General features: G+C 68.4%; 16 protein-coding genes. 11 read left to right on the forward strand and 5 right to left on the reverse strand.

The annotated features are described in order from the left end of the window. Positions 1–12 precede the first annotated feature (12 nt). Genes EV137_RS24625 through EV137_RS24630 form a run of 3 tightly spaced genes read left to right on the forward strand, consistent with a single transcriptional unit; the run spans position 13 to position 4,739 of the window. Positions 13–3,813 carry a multifunctional oxoglutarate decarboxylase/oxoglutarate dehydrogenase thiamine pyrophosphate-binding subunit/dihydrolipoyllysine-residue succinyltransferase subunit gene (locus EV137_RS24625; protein WP_134007318.1) on the forward strand — a complete coding sequence of 1,267 codons (3,801 nt, stop codon included), beginning with the start codon at positions 13–15 and terminating at the stop codon, positions 3,811–3,813. A gap of 1 nt (position 3,814) precedes the next feature. Further along, positions 3,815–3,991: a DUF6104 family protein gene (locus tag EV137_RS40720; RefSeq protein WP_165546322.1), complete on the forward strand. Its 177-nt coding sequence runs from the start codon at positions 3,815–3,817 to the stop codon at positions 3,989–3,991. Between the two features lie 25 nt (positions 3,992–4,016). After that, positions 4,017–4,739 (forward strand): AAA family ATPase, encoded by a 723-nt coding sequence (locus tag EV137_RS24630; protein WP_134007316.1) that lies wholly within the window; start codon positions 4,017–4,019, stop codon positions 4,737–4,739. Positions 4,740–4,816: 77 nt separating this feature from the next. Here the strand turns inward: EV137_RS24630 and EV137_RS24635 are convergent, their stop codons facing one another. Next, complete coding sequence (locus tag EV137_RS24635; RefSeq protein ID WP_134007314.1) at positions 4,817–5,167, reverse strand: ArsR/SmtB family transcription factor; 351 nt, start codon at positions 5,165–5,167, stop codon at positions 4,817–4,819. Positions 5,168–5,282: 115 nt separating this feature from the next. On the opposite strand from EV137_RS24635, the gene EV137_RS24640 reads away from it, so the two are divergent. Continuing rightward, complete coding sequence (locus EV137_RS24640; protein ID WP_134130989.1) at positions 5,283–6,521, forward strand: calcium:cation antiporter family protein; 1,239 nt, start codon at positions 5,283–5,285, stop codon at positions 6,519–6,521. On the opposite strand, the gene EV137_RS24645 is transcribed toward EV137_RS24640, so the two are convergent. The 3 genes from EV137_RS24645 to EV137_RS24655 all read right to left on the reverse strand — a co-directional run bounded on the left by EV137_RS24645 (position 6,518) and on the right by EV137_RS24655 (position 8,419). Beyond that, the gene (locus tag EV137_RS24645; RefSeq protein WP_134130990.1) at positions 6,518–6,814 is read right to left on the reverse strand and encodes a WhiB family transcriptional regulator; all 297 of its coding nucleotides are present in this window, start codon (positions 6,812–6,814) and stop codon (positions 6,518–6,520) included. The two genes, EV137_RS24640 and EV137_RS24645, sit on opposite strands and share 4 nt — an antisense overlap. Before the next feature lie 132 nt (positions 6,815–6,946). Then, positions 6,947–7,450, reverse strand: a complete 504-nt coding sequence (locus EV137_RS24650) for a GNAT family N-acetyltransferase (protein WP_134130991.1) — start codon at positions 7,448–7,450, stop codon at positions 6,947–6,949. Further along, entirely contained in the window at positions 7,451–8,419 is a 969-nt protein-coding gene (locus EV137_RS24655) for a zinc-binding dehydrogenase (RefSeq protein ID WP_134130992.1), read from the reverse strand. 140 nt (positions 8,420–8,559) lie between these two features. Between EV137_RS24655 and EV137_RS24660 the strand changes: the two genes are divergently transcribed. Next, entirely contained in the window at positions 8,560–9,894 is a 1,335-nt protein-coding gene (locus EV137_RS24660; RefSeq protein ID WP_134130993.1) for a hypothetical protein, read from the forward strand. A 32-nt stretch (positions 9,895–9,926) separates the two neighbouring features. Here the strand turns inward: EV137_RS24660 and EV137_RS24665 are convergent, their stop codons facing one another. Further along, entirely contained in the window at positions 9,927–11,141 is a 1,215-nt protein-coding gene (locus EV137_RS24665; RefSeq protein WP_134130994.1) for an NAD(P)-dependent malic enzyme, read from the reverse strand. Positions 11,142–11,464: 323 nt separating this feature from the next. On the opposite strand from EV137_RS24665, the gene EV137_RS24670 reads away from it, so the two are divergent. The 6 genes from EV137_RS24670 (at position 11,465) to EV137_RS24695 (ending at position 16,759) form a co-directional block, all read left to right on the forward strand. Next, positions 11,465–12,313 (forward strand): ABC transporter substrate-binding protein, encoded by an 849-nt coding sequence (locus EV137_RS24670; RefSeq protein ID WP_134007300.1) that lies wholly within the window; start codon positions 11,465–11,467, stop codon positions 12,311–12,313. After that, on the forward strand, positions 12,310–13,134 hold the full coding sequence (locus tag EV137_RS24675) for an amino acid ABC transporter permease (protein WP_134007298.1): 825 nt from the start codon (positions 12,310–12,312) through the stop codon (positions 13,132–13,134). Before EV137_RS24670 ends, EV137_RS24675 begins: the two co-directional genes overlap by 4 nt. Beyond that, on the forward strand, positions 13,134–13,889 hold the full coding sequence (locus tag EV137_RS24680) for an amino acid ABC transporter ATP-binding protein (protein WP_134007296.1): 756 nt from the start codon (positions 13,134–13,136) through the stop codon (positions 13,887–13,889). The genes EV137_RS24675 and EV137_RS24680 overlap by 1 nt, the downstream gene beginning before the upstream one ends. A gap of 168 nt (positions 13,890–14,057) precedes the next feature. Beyond that, entirely contained in the window at positions 14,058–14,972 is a 915-nt protein-coding gene (locus EV137_RS24685; RefSeq protein WP_134130995.1) for an ABC transporter substrate-binding protein, read from the forward strand. 6 nt (positions 14,973–14,978) lie between these two features. Next, positions 14,979–15,941: an amino acid ABC transporter permease gene (locus tag EV137_RS24690; RefSeq protein WP_134007293.1), complete on the forward strand. Its 963-nt coding sequence runs from the start codon at positions 14,979–14,981 to the stop codon at positions 15,939–15,941. 47 nt (positions 15,942–15,988) lie between these two features. Next, positions 15,989–16,759, forward strand: a complete 771-nt coding sequence (locus EV137_RS24695; RefSeq protein ID WP_445991797.1) for an amino acid ABC transporter ATP-binding protein — start codon at positions 15,989–15,991, stop codon at positions 16,757–16,759. Positions 16,760–16,773: the final 14 nt, after the last annotated feature.

The following is a 16,773-nucleotide window of genomic DNA, read 5'->3' on the forward strand; positions in this document are numbered from 1 at the left end:
GCGAACTGCCAAGTGGCCACCGAGCCATCAGACACCAATCCCCTAGCAGCCTTCGGTGCGAACGAATGGCTGGTCGACGAGCTGTACGAGAAGTACCAGCAGGACCCGAATTCGGTGGATCCGGCGTGGTTGGACTTCTTCAAGACGTACAAGCCAGGTGAAGCGACGCCGGTGAAGACCACCCCGGCCGACGCTCCTCGACCGGACGCGGTGTCCGACAACAAGACCCCAGAGGCTCCGAGCCGCGGTACGGCGACGTCCGCGCCGGCCTCGAGCGCACCCGCGGCCACGACCGCGGCGACCCAGCCCACCCCGGCCGCTGCGCAGGAAGCCGCACCTCAGACTCAGCCGGCAGCGAAGCAAGCACCGGCCACGTCCGGCGCCCCGACCGGAGGCACGGTGAACCAGCCGCCCAGCGCACAGCCCAAGCCCGCCCCCGCGACCAGCGCGGAGTCCGAGCGGCTGATCCTGCGCGGCGCCCCGGCGCGGACCGCGCAGAACATGGAGACCAGCCTCACGGTCCCCACCGCGACGAGCGTTCGCCAGGTGCCGGTCAAGCTGCTGATCGACAACCGGATCGTCATCAACAACCACCTCAAGCGCGCCCGCGGCGGCAAGGTGTCCTTCACCCACCTGATCGGCTGGGCGCTGGTCAAGGCGCTGAAGACGCTGCCGGACATGAACGCGTCGTACGACGAGACCGACGGCAAGCCGACCCTGGTCCACCCGGCGCACATCAACCTCGGCCTGGCCATCGACATGCAGAAGCCGGACGGCACCCGGCAGCTGCTGGTGCCGTCGATCAAGGCGACCGAGACGATGACGTTCGCCGACTTCTGGATGGCCTACGAGGACATCGTCCGCCGGGCCCGCGACAACAAGCTCGCGCTGCCGGACTTCCAGGGCACCACGATCAGCCTGACCAACCCGGGCACGATCGGCACCCAGCACTCGGTGCCGCGGCTGATGACCGGCCAGGGCTGCATCGTCGGCGTCGGCGCGATGGAGTACCCGTCGGAGTACCAGGGCGCGGCCGAGGAGACGATGGCCAAGCTCGCGGTCAGCAAGGTGATGACGCTGACCTCGACGTACGACCACCGGATCATCCAGGGCGCGCAGTCGGGTGAGTTCCTGCGCCGGATCCACCAGCTGCTGCTCGGCCAGGAGGGTTTCTACGACGAGATCTTCCAGTCGCTGCGGATCCCCTACGAGCCGATCCGCTGGGCCGCCGACCTCCCGCACAGCCACGAGGAGGACATCAGCAAGCAGGCCCGGATCCTCGAGCTGATCCACGCGTTCCGGGTGCGCGGCCACATCATGGCCGACACCGACCCGCTGGAGTACAAGCAGCGCAGCCACCCCGACCTCGACGTCGCCACCCACGGCCTGACGCTGTGGGACCTGGACCGTGAGTTCGCCACCGGCTCGTTCGGCGGCAACGACCGGCGGTTCATGAAGCTCCGCGAGATCCTCGGCATCCTGCGCGACTCGTACTGCCGGACCACCGGTATCGAGTACATGCACATCCAGGACCCCGAGCAGCGCAAGTGGATCCAGGAGCGGGTCGAGCGGCCGCACACCAAGCCGCCGCGCGAGGAGCAGCTGCGGATCCTGGCCAAGCTGAACGAGGCCGAGGCGTTCGAGACCTTCCTGCAGACCAAGTACGTCGGTCAGCGCCGCTTCTCGCTCGAGGGCGCGGAGACCACGATCCCGCTGCTCGACGAGCTCTGCGAGGAAGCCGCCGGCGCCGGCCTGGACGAGGTCGCGATCGGAATGGCGCACCGCGGCCGGCTGAACGTGCTGGCGAACATCGTCGGCAAGTCGTACGGCCAGATCTTCCGCGAGTTCGAGGGCAACATCGACCCGCGGACCGTGCAGGGGTCGGGTGACGTCAAGTACCACCTGGGCGCCGAGGGCGAGTTCGTCTCCGAGTTCGGCGACAAGATCAAGGTCTCGGTGGCGGCGAACCCGTCGCACCTGGAGACCGTCGACCCGGTGCTCGAGGGCATCGTCCGGGCCAAGCAGGACATCCTGGACCGCGGCGCGGCGTTCCCGGTGCTGCCGGTGCTGGTGCACGGTGACGCGGCCTTCGCCGGCCAGGGCGTGGTCGCGGAGACGCTGAACCTGTCCCAGCTGCGCGGCTACCGGACCGGCGGCACGATCCACGTGATCGTGAACAACCAGGTCGGCTTCACCACCTCGCCGGCCTCGTCCCGCTCGTCGATGTACTCCACCGACGTGGCCCGGATGGTGCAGGCGCCGATCTTCCACGTGAACGGCGACGACCCCGAGGCCTGCATCCGGGTCGCGGACCTGGCCTTCGAGTACCGGCAGGCGTTCAACAAGGACGTCGTCATCGACCTGGTCTGCTACCGCCGCCGCGGTCACAACGAGGGCGACGACCCGAGCTTCACCCAGCCGCTGATGTACGACCTGATCGAGCAGAAGCGCTCGGTCCGCAAGCTGTACACCGAGGCCCTGATCGGTCGTGGCGACATCACGATCGAAGAGGCCGAGCAGGCGATGCAGGACTTCCAGCAGCGGCTGGAGCGGGTGTTCGCAGAGGTCCGCGACGCGAAGAACGAGCCGGACACGCCGCCGCCGTACGTGACCGCGCCGGAGTACCCGGACAAGCCGGACGGCCCGGACGCGACCGCGATCAGCCGCGAGATGCTGAAGAAGATCGCCGACGCGTACACCACGCTGCCCGACGGCTTCACCGTGCACCCGAAGGTGCAGCCGCAGCTGCAGCGCCGGGCGCACGCGATCACCGAGGGCCCGCTCGACTGGGCCAGCGCGGAGATCACCGCCTTCGGCTCGCTGCTGCTCGACGGGCGCCCGGTCCGGCTCGCCGGTCAGGACAGCCGCCGCGGCACGTTCGTGCAGCGGTTCGCCGCCGTCATCGACCGGGTCAACGGGCAGGACCACGTCCCGCTGCAGCACCTGGACGAGGGTCAGGGGAACTTCTACGTCTACGACTCGCTGCTCAGCGAGTACGCCGCACTCGGCTTCGAGTACGGGTACTCCGTGGCGCGGCCGGAGGCACTCGTGCTGTGGGAGGCGCAGTTCGGCGACTTCGTGAACGGCGCCCAGTCGGTCATCGACGAGTACATCTCGTCCGGTGAGGCGAAGTGGGGCCAGAAGTCCGGCGTCGTACTGCTGCTGCCGCACGGCTACGAGGGCCAGGGCCCGGACCACACCTCGGCCCGGATCGAGCGGTTCCTCCAGCTCTGCGCCGAGAACGCGATGACAGTGGCGCAGCCGTCGACCCCGGCGTCGTACTTCCACCTGCTCCGCCGGCACACGCTCGGCGAGGAGCACGTCCCGATGATCGTCTTCACGCCGAAGCAGCTGCTGCGGCGCAAGGAGGCGGTGTCGCAGCCGGAGGAGCTGACCCACGGCACCTTCCGGCCGGTGCTCGGCGACGCCGAGGCCGAGGCGAACGCGGCGGGAGTCGAGCGGGTGATCCTGGCCTCCGGCCGGATCGTGTACGACCTGCTCGCGGAGCGGAAGAAGGTCGAGCCGGACAAGATCAGCACCGCGATCGTCCGGGTCGAGCAGCTCTACCCGCTGCCCGCCGACGAGATCGTCGCCGAGCTGGCGAAGTACGGCAACGCGACCGAGATCCGCTGGGTGCAGGACGAGCCGGCGAACCAGGGCCCGTGGCCGTTCATGGCGCTGAACCTGACCGAGCACCTGGGCGGCAAGCCGTTCTACCGGGTGTCCCGGCCGGCCATGTCCGCCCCGGCGGTCGGCTCGCACGGTGTGCACGGCACCGAGCAGGCGACCCTGCTGAAGCAGGCGTTCAGCTGACGTGTACTTCACCGACCGCGGGATCGAGGAACTCGAGAAGCGGCGTGGCGAGGAGGACGTCACGCTCGCTTTCGTGGCCGAACGGCTGCGCGAGTTCGTCGACCTGAACCCGGAGTTCGAGACGCCGATCGAGCGGTTCGCCACCTGGCTGGCCCGCTTGGACGACGAGGACGACTGATCCTCTAGCCCTCTAGCCTGAGTGAATGCCCTTCGCTTCCCAGCCCGTACGACGGGTTGCCGCGGCGGAGGGCATTCGCGCGTCCGGACGCTGGCCGCACACGATCCCCGCCGTCCGCCAACTGCTGACCGACGGCCTGGACCTCGAGCCCGGCGTCACGTTCCTGGTCGGCGAGAACGGCGCCGGTAAATCCACCCTGGTCGAGGCGATCGCGGTCGCCTTCGGCCTGTCCCCCGAGGGCGGCTCCACCGGCGCCCGGCTGACCACCCGGGCAACCGAGTCGTCACTCGCCGACGACCTCCAACTGACCCGCGGCGTCGGCGGCAAGCGCGCCGGGTTCTTCCTCCGCGCGGAAACGATGCACGGCTTCTACACGTACCTGGAGCAGAACCCGAGCCATGTTCGCGAGGACCCGGTCTTTCACGAGCTGAGCCACGGCGAGAGCTTCCTGACCCTGATCAACGACCGCTTCACCCGCCAAGGCTTCTACTGCCTCGACGAGCCCGAGTCCGCCCTCTCGTTCTCCAGCAGCCTGGCGGTCGTCGGCGTACTCAACCGTCTAGCCGAGTCCGGCTCCCAGGTCCTCTGCGCCACCCACTCCCCCGTGATCGCCGCCCTCCCCGGCGCGACCATCCTCGAAGTCGGCGACTGGGGCATCCGCCGCACAACCTGGGAAGACCTCCAACTCGTCCAAAACTGGAAGGCCTACCTCCAGGCACCCGAACGGTACCTGCGGCACGTGTTGTGAACCCGCGCATACACAAATGGCCCTAACCGGCTCGTTGCACCCGCTTGAGCACGGTTCTGCATGCACGCAGGCCCAGTTCAGTCCGTGTGGGGTGGTCTTGTGCGGCGGGGTGGGTCGGGGGCCAGCGTGCCGTCGGGGGCGATGTGTTCGAAGATTTGGTCTACCAGGTTCAGGACGTGGGGGTCGTCGACGGTGTAGATGTGGCGGCGGCCTTCGCGGCGGGCGGTGATGATGCCGGCGAGGCGGAGCTTGCCGAGGTGCTGGCTGGCGGTGGCGATACTGACGCCGACCCGCTCCGCCAGGGTGCCGACGTCGTACTCCCCCTGGGCGGCCAGCGACACAAGGTGCAGCCGGACCGGAGCGGAGAGCATGGCGAAGGTGCCCGCGGCGGAATCGAGCTGCGCCTTCGTCGGTTCAGGGTTGGTCATCGCGCAGTCATTGTGACCGCTCCGGCGGTCTCCGGGCAGCCCGGCGTGCCGTGGTGACCACGGTCTCATACTTTCGCAATTGCGAAAGTATCGAAACGGTGGCAGGCTGGAAGGCGTGTTCCGAGCTCTCCGCCCTGTTCTGCTGCTGCTCCTGGTGGCGATCCCCGCGGTCGCCCTCCGGGTCACCGGCACCCATCCGCCGGCGCTCGCGTCGATCCTGATCTTCGGTCTCGCCGTGGTCGCCGCATCGTTCGTGCTGGCCTGGGCGGCGGAAGCGGCGGAGATGGACATCTCCGGCGGTCTGGCGATCGCGCTGCTCGCGGTCATCGCCGTCCTGCCGGAGTACGCGGTCGACCTCTACTTCGCGCACACCGCCGGCTCGCACCCGGAGTACGTGCAGTACGCCGCCGCCAACATGACCGGATCGAACCGGCTGCTGCTCGGCCTCGGCTGGTCCAGCGTCGTCCTGATCAGCCTGTACGTCGCTTCGCGGCGGAGCGGACGCTCGGTCAAGGCGCTCGTGCTGGAGACCGGGTACCGGCGTGAGCTGGGCTTCCTCGCTGTCGCCGGCGTGGTCGCGTTCGTGATCCCGGTGACCGGCGAGATCCACCTGTTGCTGGGGATCCTGCTGCTCGCGTTCTTCGCGTTCTACCTGTACCGGGCGGCGACGTCGGAGCATGACGACGAGCCGGACCTGATCGGGCCGGCGGCGACGATCGGCGCACTGCCGAAGCTCCAGCGCCGGATCACCGTGACCGGGATGTTCCTGGTCTCGGCAGGGGTGATCCTGGCGGCCGCGGAGCCGTTCGCGGACTCGCTCGTCCAGGGCGGTCAGGCGCTGGGGATCGACCAGTTCCTGCTGGTCCAATGGTTGGCTCCGCTGGCGTCCGAGGCGCCTGAGTTCATCGTGGCGCTGCTGTTCGCGTGGCGGGGCAAGGGCGCCGCGGCACTGGGTCTGCTGATCTCGGCCAAGGTGAACCAGTGGACGCTGCTGATCGGGAGCCTGCCGATCGCCTACGGGATCGGTGGCGGCGGTGCCGCGCTGCACCTGGACGGCCGGCAGATCGAGGAGTTCCTGCTCACCGCCACGCAGACGCTGCTCGGACTTGCGATCCTCTTGAACCTGCGCTTCCCCCGGTGGGCGGCGTGGGCCTTGCTGGGCCTGTTCGCGATCCAGTTCGCCGTACCGGGTCAGACCGGGCGCTACGTGATCAGCGCGATCTACCTGGCGCTCGCGGTCGGCGCGGCGATCCACAACCGCAAGCAGCTGGTGCCGACGATCCTGGCCCCGTTCCGGCGTACCTCTGCAGAGCCCGCCGACGCGGACCGCGCCGACGAGCTCGTCAAGGTCTAGCTGGCCTGCTGCTCTTCGATGATGGGGCGGGTACGGCGTTCCTGCGGGCCGGGGCGGCCGCGGCGGCGGCCGGCGAGGAACTTCTCGCCCGCGGCGGTGCCTGTGAACTTGGTCCGGCGCGCCCACTCCCGGCATTCCTCGATCACCGGGCACGACGTCAGGCAGATGGCCTGGGCCTTGCGCTGCTCCCACGAGCTGGCCGTCTCGTCGTACGACGGCGCCTGACCGACACACGCGGCCTTCGTCATCCAGTTGTCGGCCGGGTCAACAATCACCGTCAAAGTGGGCCTCATGGGCTTCATCGCTCCTCGTCGATCGGGCGGATCGTAGGAACAGAGTGACCCCGTCGCGTTGCCCCGGTGCGACGCGAATGTTTCAGCCGTGAAACGTCACACCGGTTAAGTGTCACAGGTGTGCCGCTGGCACTACCTCCGGAGCAGCCGGATCTCCCACAGGTCGAAGTACGGGTCGTGCTTGCGGACGCCGTCCGGCTCGAACCCGTTCCGGCGGTAGAACCGCAGCGCCCGCTCGTTCCCCTCGAAGACCCACAGGAACGCCGGCTGCTTGCCCACAGCAACGTCGAACAGCCGGCCGCCGAGGCCGGTCTTCCAGTACGCCTGCCGGGTGTAGATCGCCTCCAGCTCGAACGCGACCGGCCCGTCCTCGTCGCGCCCCGGCCCGGTGCCGACGAAGCCGACCACCCGGTCCTGCGACAAAGCAGCTGGATCCGGGTTCAGCGCAATCCAGCGCGTGTCCCCCGCGCCCAGCCGGGTCGCCCAGCGCTCGGTACGACGGTCGATGTCGGACGTCCGCTCGAGCAGGAGATCGGCCGGCACCAGATCGGCGTACGCCTCCCGCCAGCACAACAGATGACGCCACGCGCCGGCCTCGGCGTCCTCAACCGTGGCCGGCCTGATCTCGGGTTGCATTCAGACAGTAAAAACGATCTTGCCGAAGACGTCGCCCGCATTCATCTTCTCGAAGCCGGTGCGGGCCTCGGTGAGGGGCAGGACCGTGTCGATGTGGGGCGAGATGCCGGCGTTCGCCATGAACTGCACCAGCTCGGCGAGCTCGGTCCGGGTGCCCATCGTCGAGCCCTGTACACGGAGCTGCAGGAAGAAGATCCGGTTCAGCTCGGCGGACTTCGGCGCCTGACCGCTGGTCGCGCCGGAGATCACCAGCGTGCCGCCCTGCTTCAGCGACTTGAGCGAGTGCGACCACGTGGCCTGCCCGACCGTCTCCATCACCGCGTCGACCCGCTCCGGCAGCCGCGCGCCCGACTCGAACGCGTCGTGCGCCCCGATTTCGACCGCCTTGGCCCGCTTGCCCTCGTCCCGGCTTGTCGCCCACACGCGGATCCCGGCGGCCCGCGCCAGCGTGATCAGCGCCGTCGCCACGCCACCACCCGCGCCCTGCACGAGGACCGTGTCACCCGGCTTCAGCCCCGACTGCGTGAACAACATCCGGTACGCCGTCAGCCACGCCGTCGGCAGGCACGCAGCCTGCTCGAAACTCATCCCGGCCGGCTTCGGTACGACGTTCCGCGCCGGTACGGCGACCTTCTGCGCCAGCGTGCCCTGGTACCGCTCGCTCAGCAGCGACCGCTTCGGGTCGAGCGTCTCGTCGCCCTTCCACGCCGGGTCCGAGACCACCGCGTGCACGACGACCTCGTTCCCGTCCGGGTCCACGCCCGCCGCGTCGCACCCGAGGATCATCGGCAGACTCTGCTCGGCCAGCCCGACCCCCTTCAACGACCACAGATCGTGATGGTTGAGCGCAGTCGCCCGTACGTCGATCGTCACCCACCCCTCGGGCACCGCCGGATCGGGCCGCTCCCCCACCTCCAGCGCGGCGATCGGGTTGTCGGCATCGAACTTCGCGGCATAAGCAGCAAGCATGCGAACCACCCTAGGCGCTGGTCCGCACCACGTCAGTTACCGACTTCACGCCCGCGGGCCGCGAGATCTGGTCAGCGGGGCGACGGTGTGGTTTGATCCGCGATTAACGGCCCTGACCGTAATTCCCCTGAGGAGGACCGATGTTCCGCGCTCTGGTGACCGCGGGCGTGACCGCCGCCCTGCTGATCGGACCAGCCGCCCCGGCTCCTGCCGCGACCACCTCGGAGGTCGCCGGCGCCTATCTCCAGATCACCGCGGACGGTGCTTCCACCAGTCCCGGGTTCGAGGGTGCGACGCACGCCTTCGCCGCGCTGGCGGCGATCTACGACGTGACCGGCGAGCCGGATCAGCGTCGTACCGTCGACGAACTGCTCGACTACATCCTGCGGCAGCGTCCGAACCACATGAACACCGATATCGCCCTGCAAATGCTGCGGAGCCCTTATCTGCAAGGCGATGCGCGACTGCAAGCCAACCTGGACAGGTACCTGACCTCGCTCTTCGACCTGTACGCAACCCGCCCGGACACGGTGTTGCGCAGCGGCGACATCCGGACCCTGAGCGGGCGCGCCGAACTCCTGGTCGGGTACGCGCGGTACCTCGAGCAGCGCTCCGGCGACCCGGCGCGCATCCAGGCGGCCGACACCGCGGCGCGCGCGATCCTGGATCGTCTGGCGGCCCTCCAGTACACCCGTCAGGAGGCCGTCCAACTGTTCCGCAACGACCGGTACGTCGGCGCCTTCCCGCACTTCGTGGCCGGTGACGACGGCAACATGGGTACCTGGGACGTCGAACACTGGGCGCCCGCGATGCTGTCGCTGGACCAGTACGCCGCGGTCCGCGCACTCGCCCTCGGGTACGGCCGGTTCCATTCCACGGCGTACAACAATGCCGCTGCCTCCGGGACCCGCCACCTGCTCGGCACCACCCAGATCGATCCCGAACTGGTCTACGCCGGTGCGCCGGCCGGATTCCCGCTGGACGGTGCGACGTACCAGATCGGCGAGGAGACCGGCGAGCACCCGTACCTGATCACCTACGGATGGTCACCCAACGCGATCGCCCAGATGGGTACGACGTTGCAGGCCGTCCGGGACAGCCTGGTCATGGTGCCGCAGTCGCCGGCCTGGCAGACGGCGTACTGGCGCGGTACTCCCCCGCGGTCCGTCCTCGCGCCCGGCCTGTTCTGGCTCGGGCTGGAGGAGAAGGTCCGGTACACGCACCGGTTCATCGAGGCCACGCAGCTCCCGGTCGCCGCGGACTTCCCCTGGCTCGACCTGGAACGGACCACGTTCCCAGGCACCGGCGACGACCCGGTCCGTCGCGACGGCTGGTACGACGGCTCCGGGCGCGGCGCGATGTCGGCGGTCTACTCACGGCTGGCGATGACCGGGTACGTGCAGTCCGGGGGCCACGACGCCGACATGCTGAACCGCGCCGCGCGCTGGTGGGAGCGCATGGTGGTCCGCAGCTAGGTCCTGTCTGGTGACAGGCAGGACCTGAGACCTCAGGGCCGGGCGACCCCGTCCGACACGGCAGCGGCGGCCACGGCCGCCGCGACCGCCGGCGCGACCCGCTCGTCGAAGGGCGACGGGATGATGTAGTCGGGGCGCAGGTCCGACTCGGTGATCAGGCCGGCCAGGGCGTCGGCGGCGGCGAGTTTCATGCCTTCGGTGATGCGGGAGGCATTCGCATCGAAGGCGCCGCGGAAGATACCGGGGAAGGCCAGCACGTTGTTGATCTGGTTCGGGAAGTCGGAGCGACCGGTGGCGACCACCGCGGCGTGCCGGTGCGCGATGTCCGGATGCACCTCGGGGTTCGGGTTCGCCAGCGCGAAGATCATCGCGTCGTCGGCCATCTGCGCGACGGCGTCCTCCGGGACGGTTCCGCCGGAGACGCCGAGGAACAGGTCCGCCCCCGCAAGCGCGTCGACCAGCCGGCCGGAGATCCCGCCGGTGTTGGTGTCCCGGGCGAGCGACAGCTTCACCGGGTTCAGGTCGGCACGGTCCTCGTGCAGCACGCCCTTGCTGTCGACCACCGCGAGGTCGCCGACCCCTGCCTGCAAAAGGATCCGGGCACACGCGACCCCGGCAGCACCGGCCCCGGAGATCACCACGCGGATGTCGGAGATCGACTTCCCGGTGACTCGCAGCGCGTTGCGGAGCGCGGCGAGTACGACGACCGCCGTACCGTGCTGGTCGTCGTGGAAGACCGGGATGTCCAGCCGCTCCTTCAGCCGGCGCTCGATCTCGAAGCAGCGCGGCGCGGAGATGTCCTCGAGGTTGATCCCACCGAACGACGGCGCCATTCGCGCGACCGTGTCGACGAACTCGTCCACGTCGGTGCAGTCCAGCGCGATCGGCACCGAGTCGACGCCGCCGAACTCCTTGAACAGCAGGGCCTTGCCCTCCATCACCGGCAGCGACGCGGCCGGACCGATGTCGCCGAGGCCGAGGACCGCGGTGCCGTCGGTGACGACCGCGACCACGTTCGACTTCCAGGTGTAGCGCCGGACCAGCGACGGGTCCTCGGCGATCGCGGTGCAGACCCGGGCGACGCCGGGGGTGTACGCCTGGGAGAGCTCGTCGGCGTTGGTGACCTTGACCGAGGACGTCACCTCGATCTTGCCGCCCAGGTGCAGCTTGAACACCGGGTCGCCGCCGAACGGATCGGGTGCGGCGCGGTCGGAGCCGGTCTCGGACGGGAGCAGTTCGGCAACCATGAATGACCCTTCATCGGGAAAAGCAAAGCGGCCCACCGCGAGGATGGGCAGGCGTCTACAGAGGAGTGGGGGCACAAGGCGGTCCGTTCGGGTGCGTCGAGCACCGCCGTTGCCACTCGGGGGTCACCCGTGCCTACGAGTAAACCACAGGCCCACTGGTCTGCTCTGTGAGGGCCACCACAGGAGCCTGCGACGGTGACGATCGAGTCTCGTCGGGAGTCGACAGCCGCCACGTACCTGCTTGCTGTGTCAGGATGCGAGGAATCCGGCCCGAGTGCTGTCCGGGGCCGGCGTTCCACAACCAGTGTCGAGGAGTACCAGCGATGAATATCGTCTCCACCCTCCGCAACAGTCGCCTCACCGTAACCGCTGCCTCGGTGGCGGTGTTCGCGCTCGCGATCTCTGCCTGCGGCAACGGCTCGGACAGCGGTGGAGGAGGCGAGGACAAAGCGAAAGCGGCCGGCATCACTCTGGTGAAGCCCGGCAAGCTGACGGTCTGCACGCACCTGTCGTACAAGCCCTTCGAGTACAAGGAGGGCACCAAGGTGGTCGGCTTCGACGTCGATCTGATCGACCTGCTCGCCAAGGATCTCGGCGTGGAGCAGGAAGTGATCAGCATCGAGTGGGCCCAGGTCACGTCGGGCGCCGCCTACCAGGCCAAGAAGTGCGACATGGGCATGGGCGCCATGACGATCAACGCGTCGCGCAAGGCCGCGATCGGGATCAGCGACCCGTACATGGACGCGACCCAGGTGCTGCTGGTGAAGAAGGGTGCGCCGTACAAGTCGCTCGATGACCTGAAGGGCAAGAAGGTCGGCGTCCAGGCCGACACCACGGGCAAGGACTACGCCGAGGCGGCGGCGAAGAAGATCGGCTTCGAGGTCGTGGTGTTCAACGATCTCGCCCTGCAGACCAACAACGTCAAGTCGGGCCGCGTCGACGCCGCCATCAACGACAACGGCGCGCTGTACAACTTCGTCCAGGGCAACCCGGACACCGAGGTGACGGCCGAGTTCAACACCGGCGAGCAGTACGGCTTCGCGGCCAAGAAGGACGACCCCAGCGGCACCAAGCTGCTGACCAGGTTCAACGAACTGCTGGCCAAGGCCAAGTCCGACGGCACCTACAACCAGATCTTCAAGAAGTGGTTCGGGGTGGAGCCGAAGAAGTGACGGTCAGCGACGCGGTAGTCGAGAAGCGCCGCGGGCTCAGCCCGCGGCAACGCGCCCAGCGCTCGCGCGGCATCCAGTACGCCGTCCTGATCGTCATCGTCGTGGTGGCGGCCTTCACGGCGAACTGGGGCCAGATCGCCAGCGTCTTCTTCAAACCGGAGTTCGTGAAGTCCGCGTTCACCAGCGGGCTGCCCGGAGCGTTCCTGAAGACCATCGAGTACACGGCCGGGGCCTTCGTCATCGGCCTGCTCGGCGGCACCCTGCTCGCGTTGATGCGGCTCAGCCGGGTCGCGCCGTACCGGTGGTTCGCGACGGCCTACATCGAGTTCTTCCGCGGACTGCCGGCGATTGTCGTGTTCGTGGCCTTCAGCCTGCTGCCCTTGGCGTTCGCCGACCTGGTGATCCCGCTCGACCCCTACGGCACAGTGTGGCTGGCCCTCGGCATCGTCGCCGCCGCCTATATGGCCGAAGTGATCCGGGCCGGCATCCAGGCGGTTCCGAAGGGGCAGATCGAGGCCGCCCGGTCACTGGGCATGCCCGCCGGCGTCGCGACCCGCAAGATCGTGCTGCCGCAGGCGTTCCGGATCGTGCTGCCGCCACTGGCCAACGACCTGATCCTGCTGGTGAAGGACTCGTCGCTGGTCTTCATCATCGGCACCTCCGCGGCGGCGTACGAGCTGACGGGTTTCGGCCGGGACCTGGCCAACACCGAGTCGAACCTGACCCCGCTCGTCACCGCCGGCTTCTGCTACCTGGTCATCACCCTGCCGCTCGGCCTGCTGGTCCGCTGGCTGGAGGCCAAGGCTGCGAGGGCACACTGATGGCACTGGTCGAGATCAAGAACCTGCACAAGTCGTTCGGCAGCAACCACGTCCTGCGCGGTATCGACTTCACCGTCGAGCAGGGCGAGGTGGTCTGTGTGATCGGGCCGTCCGGCTCGGGCAAGTCGACCCTGCTGCGGTGCGTCAACCTGCTCGAGGTACCGGAGGTAGGCGAGGTCTTCGTCCGCGGCGAGGACATCACCGACCGGGACTGCCACCTCGACGCCGCTCGGCAGCAGATCGGGATGGTGTTCCAGCAGTTCAACCTGTTCCCGCATCTCTCGGTGCTGGCCAACTGCACGGTGGCGCAGACGAGCGTCCTGAAACGCGGGAAGGCCGAGGCCGAGCAGATCGCCCGGGCCAACCTCGATCGAGTCGGCCTGAACGAGAAGGTGACCGCCTATCCCATGCAGCTGTCCGGCGGCCAGCAGCAGCGGGTGGCGATCGCCCGTGCACTGTCGATGGACCCGGCGCTGATGCTGTTCGACGAGCCGACGTCCGCGCTCGACCCGGAGCTGGTCGGCGACGTGCTCACGGTGATGCGCAAGCTCGCGCTCGACGGTATGACGATGCTCGTCGTCACCCACGAGATGGCGTTCGCGCGCGAGGTCGCGGACCGGGTGGTGTTCATGGACGCGGGCGTGATCGTCGAGCAGGGACCGCCCGCCGAGGTGATCGGCAACCCCAAGGAGGAGCGCACCCGCACCTTCCTCCGCCGCGTCCTCGACCCGACCCACGTAGAACCCACCCCCTGACGGCACCGTCACGGTGCGTGGCGGGATGGCGACCAGGGGTGGGGTTGCGGCGGGCAAGCTACGAATCGGTCTCTGTTCGGGGTTGGTCCGTGCGCTGTCCGCAGGTCGCTGTGTCAAGATGCGGACACATGGCACCGGGCCGACCGGTGCCCGGTTTTGGAGGATCAGATGTCTGTCGTGCGGAGGACGCTGGCGCTGTCCGGCGTTCTGGTTCTGGCGGCCGCCGGCTGCGGTTCGAACTCTCTCGGAGGTGGCTCGTCCACCTCACCCTCGAGCGCCCCCTCCAGCGCTCCCTCCAGTGCGCCGTCGAGCAGCGGACCCGACCTGAGCGGATCCTTGCCGCCGAAGATCAAGTCCGCCGGCAAGATCGTCGTCGGCGTGGACGCCAGCTACCCGCCGAACGAGTTCCTGCAGGGCGGCAAGACCGTCGTCGGCATGGACGTCGACCTGTTCAACGCGGTGGCCCAGAAGTTCGGCGTCACCGTGGACTGGCAGCCGGCCGGCTTCGACACCATCATCACCGGCGTCCAGGGCGGCAAGTACGACATGGGCATCTCGTCGTTCACGATCAACGACAAGCGCAAGGCGCAGGTCAACATGGTCAGCTACTTCAGCGCCGGCACGCTGTGGGCCACCGCCAAGGGCAACCCGAAGGGCGTCAACCCCGACGACGCGTGCGGTAAGACCATCGCGGTGCAGAAGGGTACGACGCAACTCGAGGACGACATGCCGAAGCGGCAGGCCAAGTGCAAGGCGGCCGGTAAGCCGGAGATCAAGCTCGTGGTCCGCGAGAAGCAGGACCAGGCGACCGCGGACCTGGCCGGCGGCAAGGCCGACGCGATGCTGGCCGACTCCCCGGTCGTGCTGTACGCGATCAAGCAGACCAGCGGCCAGCTCGAGCAGCTCGGTGAGATCTACGACGCGGCGCCGTACGGCTATGTGGTCCCGAAGGCGCAGACCGCGTTCGCGCAGGCGATCGTCGAGGCGCTGAAGTCGCTGGACAGCGAAGGCACGTACAAGTCCACGCTGGCCAAGTGGAACAACGACTCGGGTGCGATCACCAACTTCGCCGTCAATCCGTGAGCTGACATGACTACCGATACCGCAACCCGCCCGGCCGCATCGGACGCCGATCGGCCGGGCCCGATCAAGGCCGTGCCGGTCCGGCATCCGGGCCGGTGGGTCGCGATCGCGATCATCGCCGTACTGGCCGCGATGCTGGTGCACCTGCTGGTGACCAACAAGGCGTTCGACTGGGACTTCGTCTTCCAGGCGATGAACCAGAAGCCGGTGATCAACGGCTTCCTCAAGGGCACCTTGCTGGTCACCGTGCTGTCGATGGTGGTCGGTGTGGCCGGCGGCGTGATCCTCGCGGTGATGCGGCTGTCCGACAACCCGATCCTGTCCGGCGTCGCCTGGTTGTTCACCTGGTTCTTCCGGAGCATCCCGCGCTACATCCTGCTGTTCACGATGGGCACGCTGGGCATCCTGTTCCAGCAGGGCATCTCGTTCGGGGTGCCGTTCGACTGGAAGATCATCGACTGGCTGGGGCTGTCCGGCGACTGGCGGTTCTTCACCCTGGACGCGAACCAGATCTTCACCGGCCTGGTCGCCGGTGTGATCGGGCTCGGCCTGTCCGAGGCGGCGTACATGGCCGAGATCGCCCGGGCCGGCATCCTCAGTGTCGACAAGGGCCAGGCCGAGGCCGCGCAGGCGCTCGGTATGAGCAGCGGCAAGGTGATGCGCCGGGTCGTCCTGCCGCAGGCGATGCGGGTCATCGTCCCGCCGACCGGCAACGAGACGATCGCGATGCTGAAGGACACCTCGCTGCTGCTCGCGGTACCGGTCCTCGGCGAGCTGTTCTACCAGTTGCAGTCGATCGGCAGCACGTACTACAAGACGTTCCCGATCGCGGTCGCGGCGACCCTGTACTACCTGGCCGCGACGAGTGTCCTGATGGTCGGGCAGTACTTCCTCGAGCGGCACTTCGGCCGGGGCTTCGGAACACAGGCGCCGCGAGCCGCTCGTCCGGCCGGCGCGGGAGGTGCGTGATGACCGCAGCAGCAGCCGCCGAGCCTGCCCAGTCGCTGGCACAACCGCTGGTCCACGCGGTGAATGTGACCAAGTCCTTCCACCACAACGAGGTGCTGAAGGGCATCGACCTCGACGTGGACCGCGGCCAGGTGGTCTGCCTGCTCGGTCCGTCCGGCTCCGGCAAGACGACCTTCCTGCGGTGCGTCAACCAGCTCGAGACGATCGACGGCGGCCGGATCTGGGTCGACGGCGAGTTGATGGGGTACGCCGACCGCGACGGGAAGCTGTACCGGCTGAAGAACAAGGAGATCGCGGCGCAGCGGCGTGAGATCGGGATGGTGTTCCAGCGGTTCAACCTGTTCCCGCACATGACCGCGCTGCAGAACATCATCGAGGCGCCCACGCAGGTCCGGGGCGAGTCGCGGAAGAGCGCCCGGGAGCGGGCGATGAAACTGCTCGACCGGGTGGGACTCGCGGATCGCTGCAACGCCTATCCGGCGCAGTTGTCCGGCGGTCAGCAGCAACGCATCGCGATCGCGCGGGCGCTGGCGATGCAGCCGAAGCTGATGCTGTTCGACGAGCCGACCTCGGCGCTCGACCCCGAGCTGGTCGGTGAGGTGCTCGCGGTGATGCGCGAGCTCGCCCTGGACGGCATGACGATGATCGTGGTGACCCACGAGATGTCGTTCGCGCGCGAGGTCGCGGACACGGTCGTGTTCATGGACGCCGGCGTCGTGGTCGAGGCAGGCCCGCCGAAGGACGTGATCAGCAACCCGCAACACTCCCGTACCCAGGCATTCCTCTCCCGCCTCCGCTCGGAGCACGAACACCCCTGAGGCCCTTTGTCCAC

Source organism: Kribbella pratensis (genome assembly GCF_004366075.1).
Lineage (GTDB): Bacteria > Actinomycetota > Actinomycetes > Propionibacteriales > Kribbellaceae > Kribbella > Kribbella pratensis.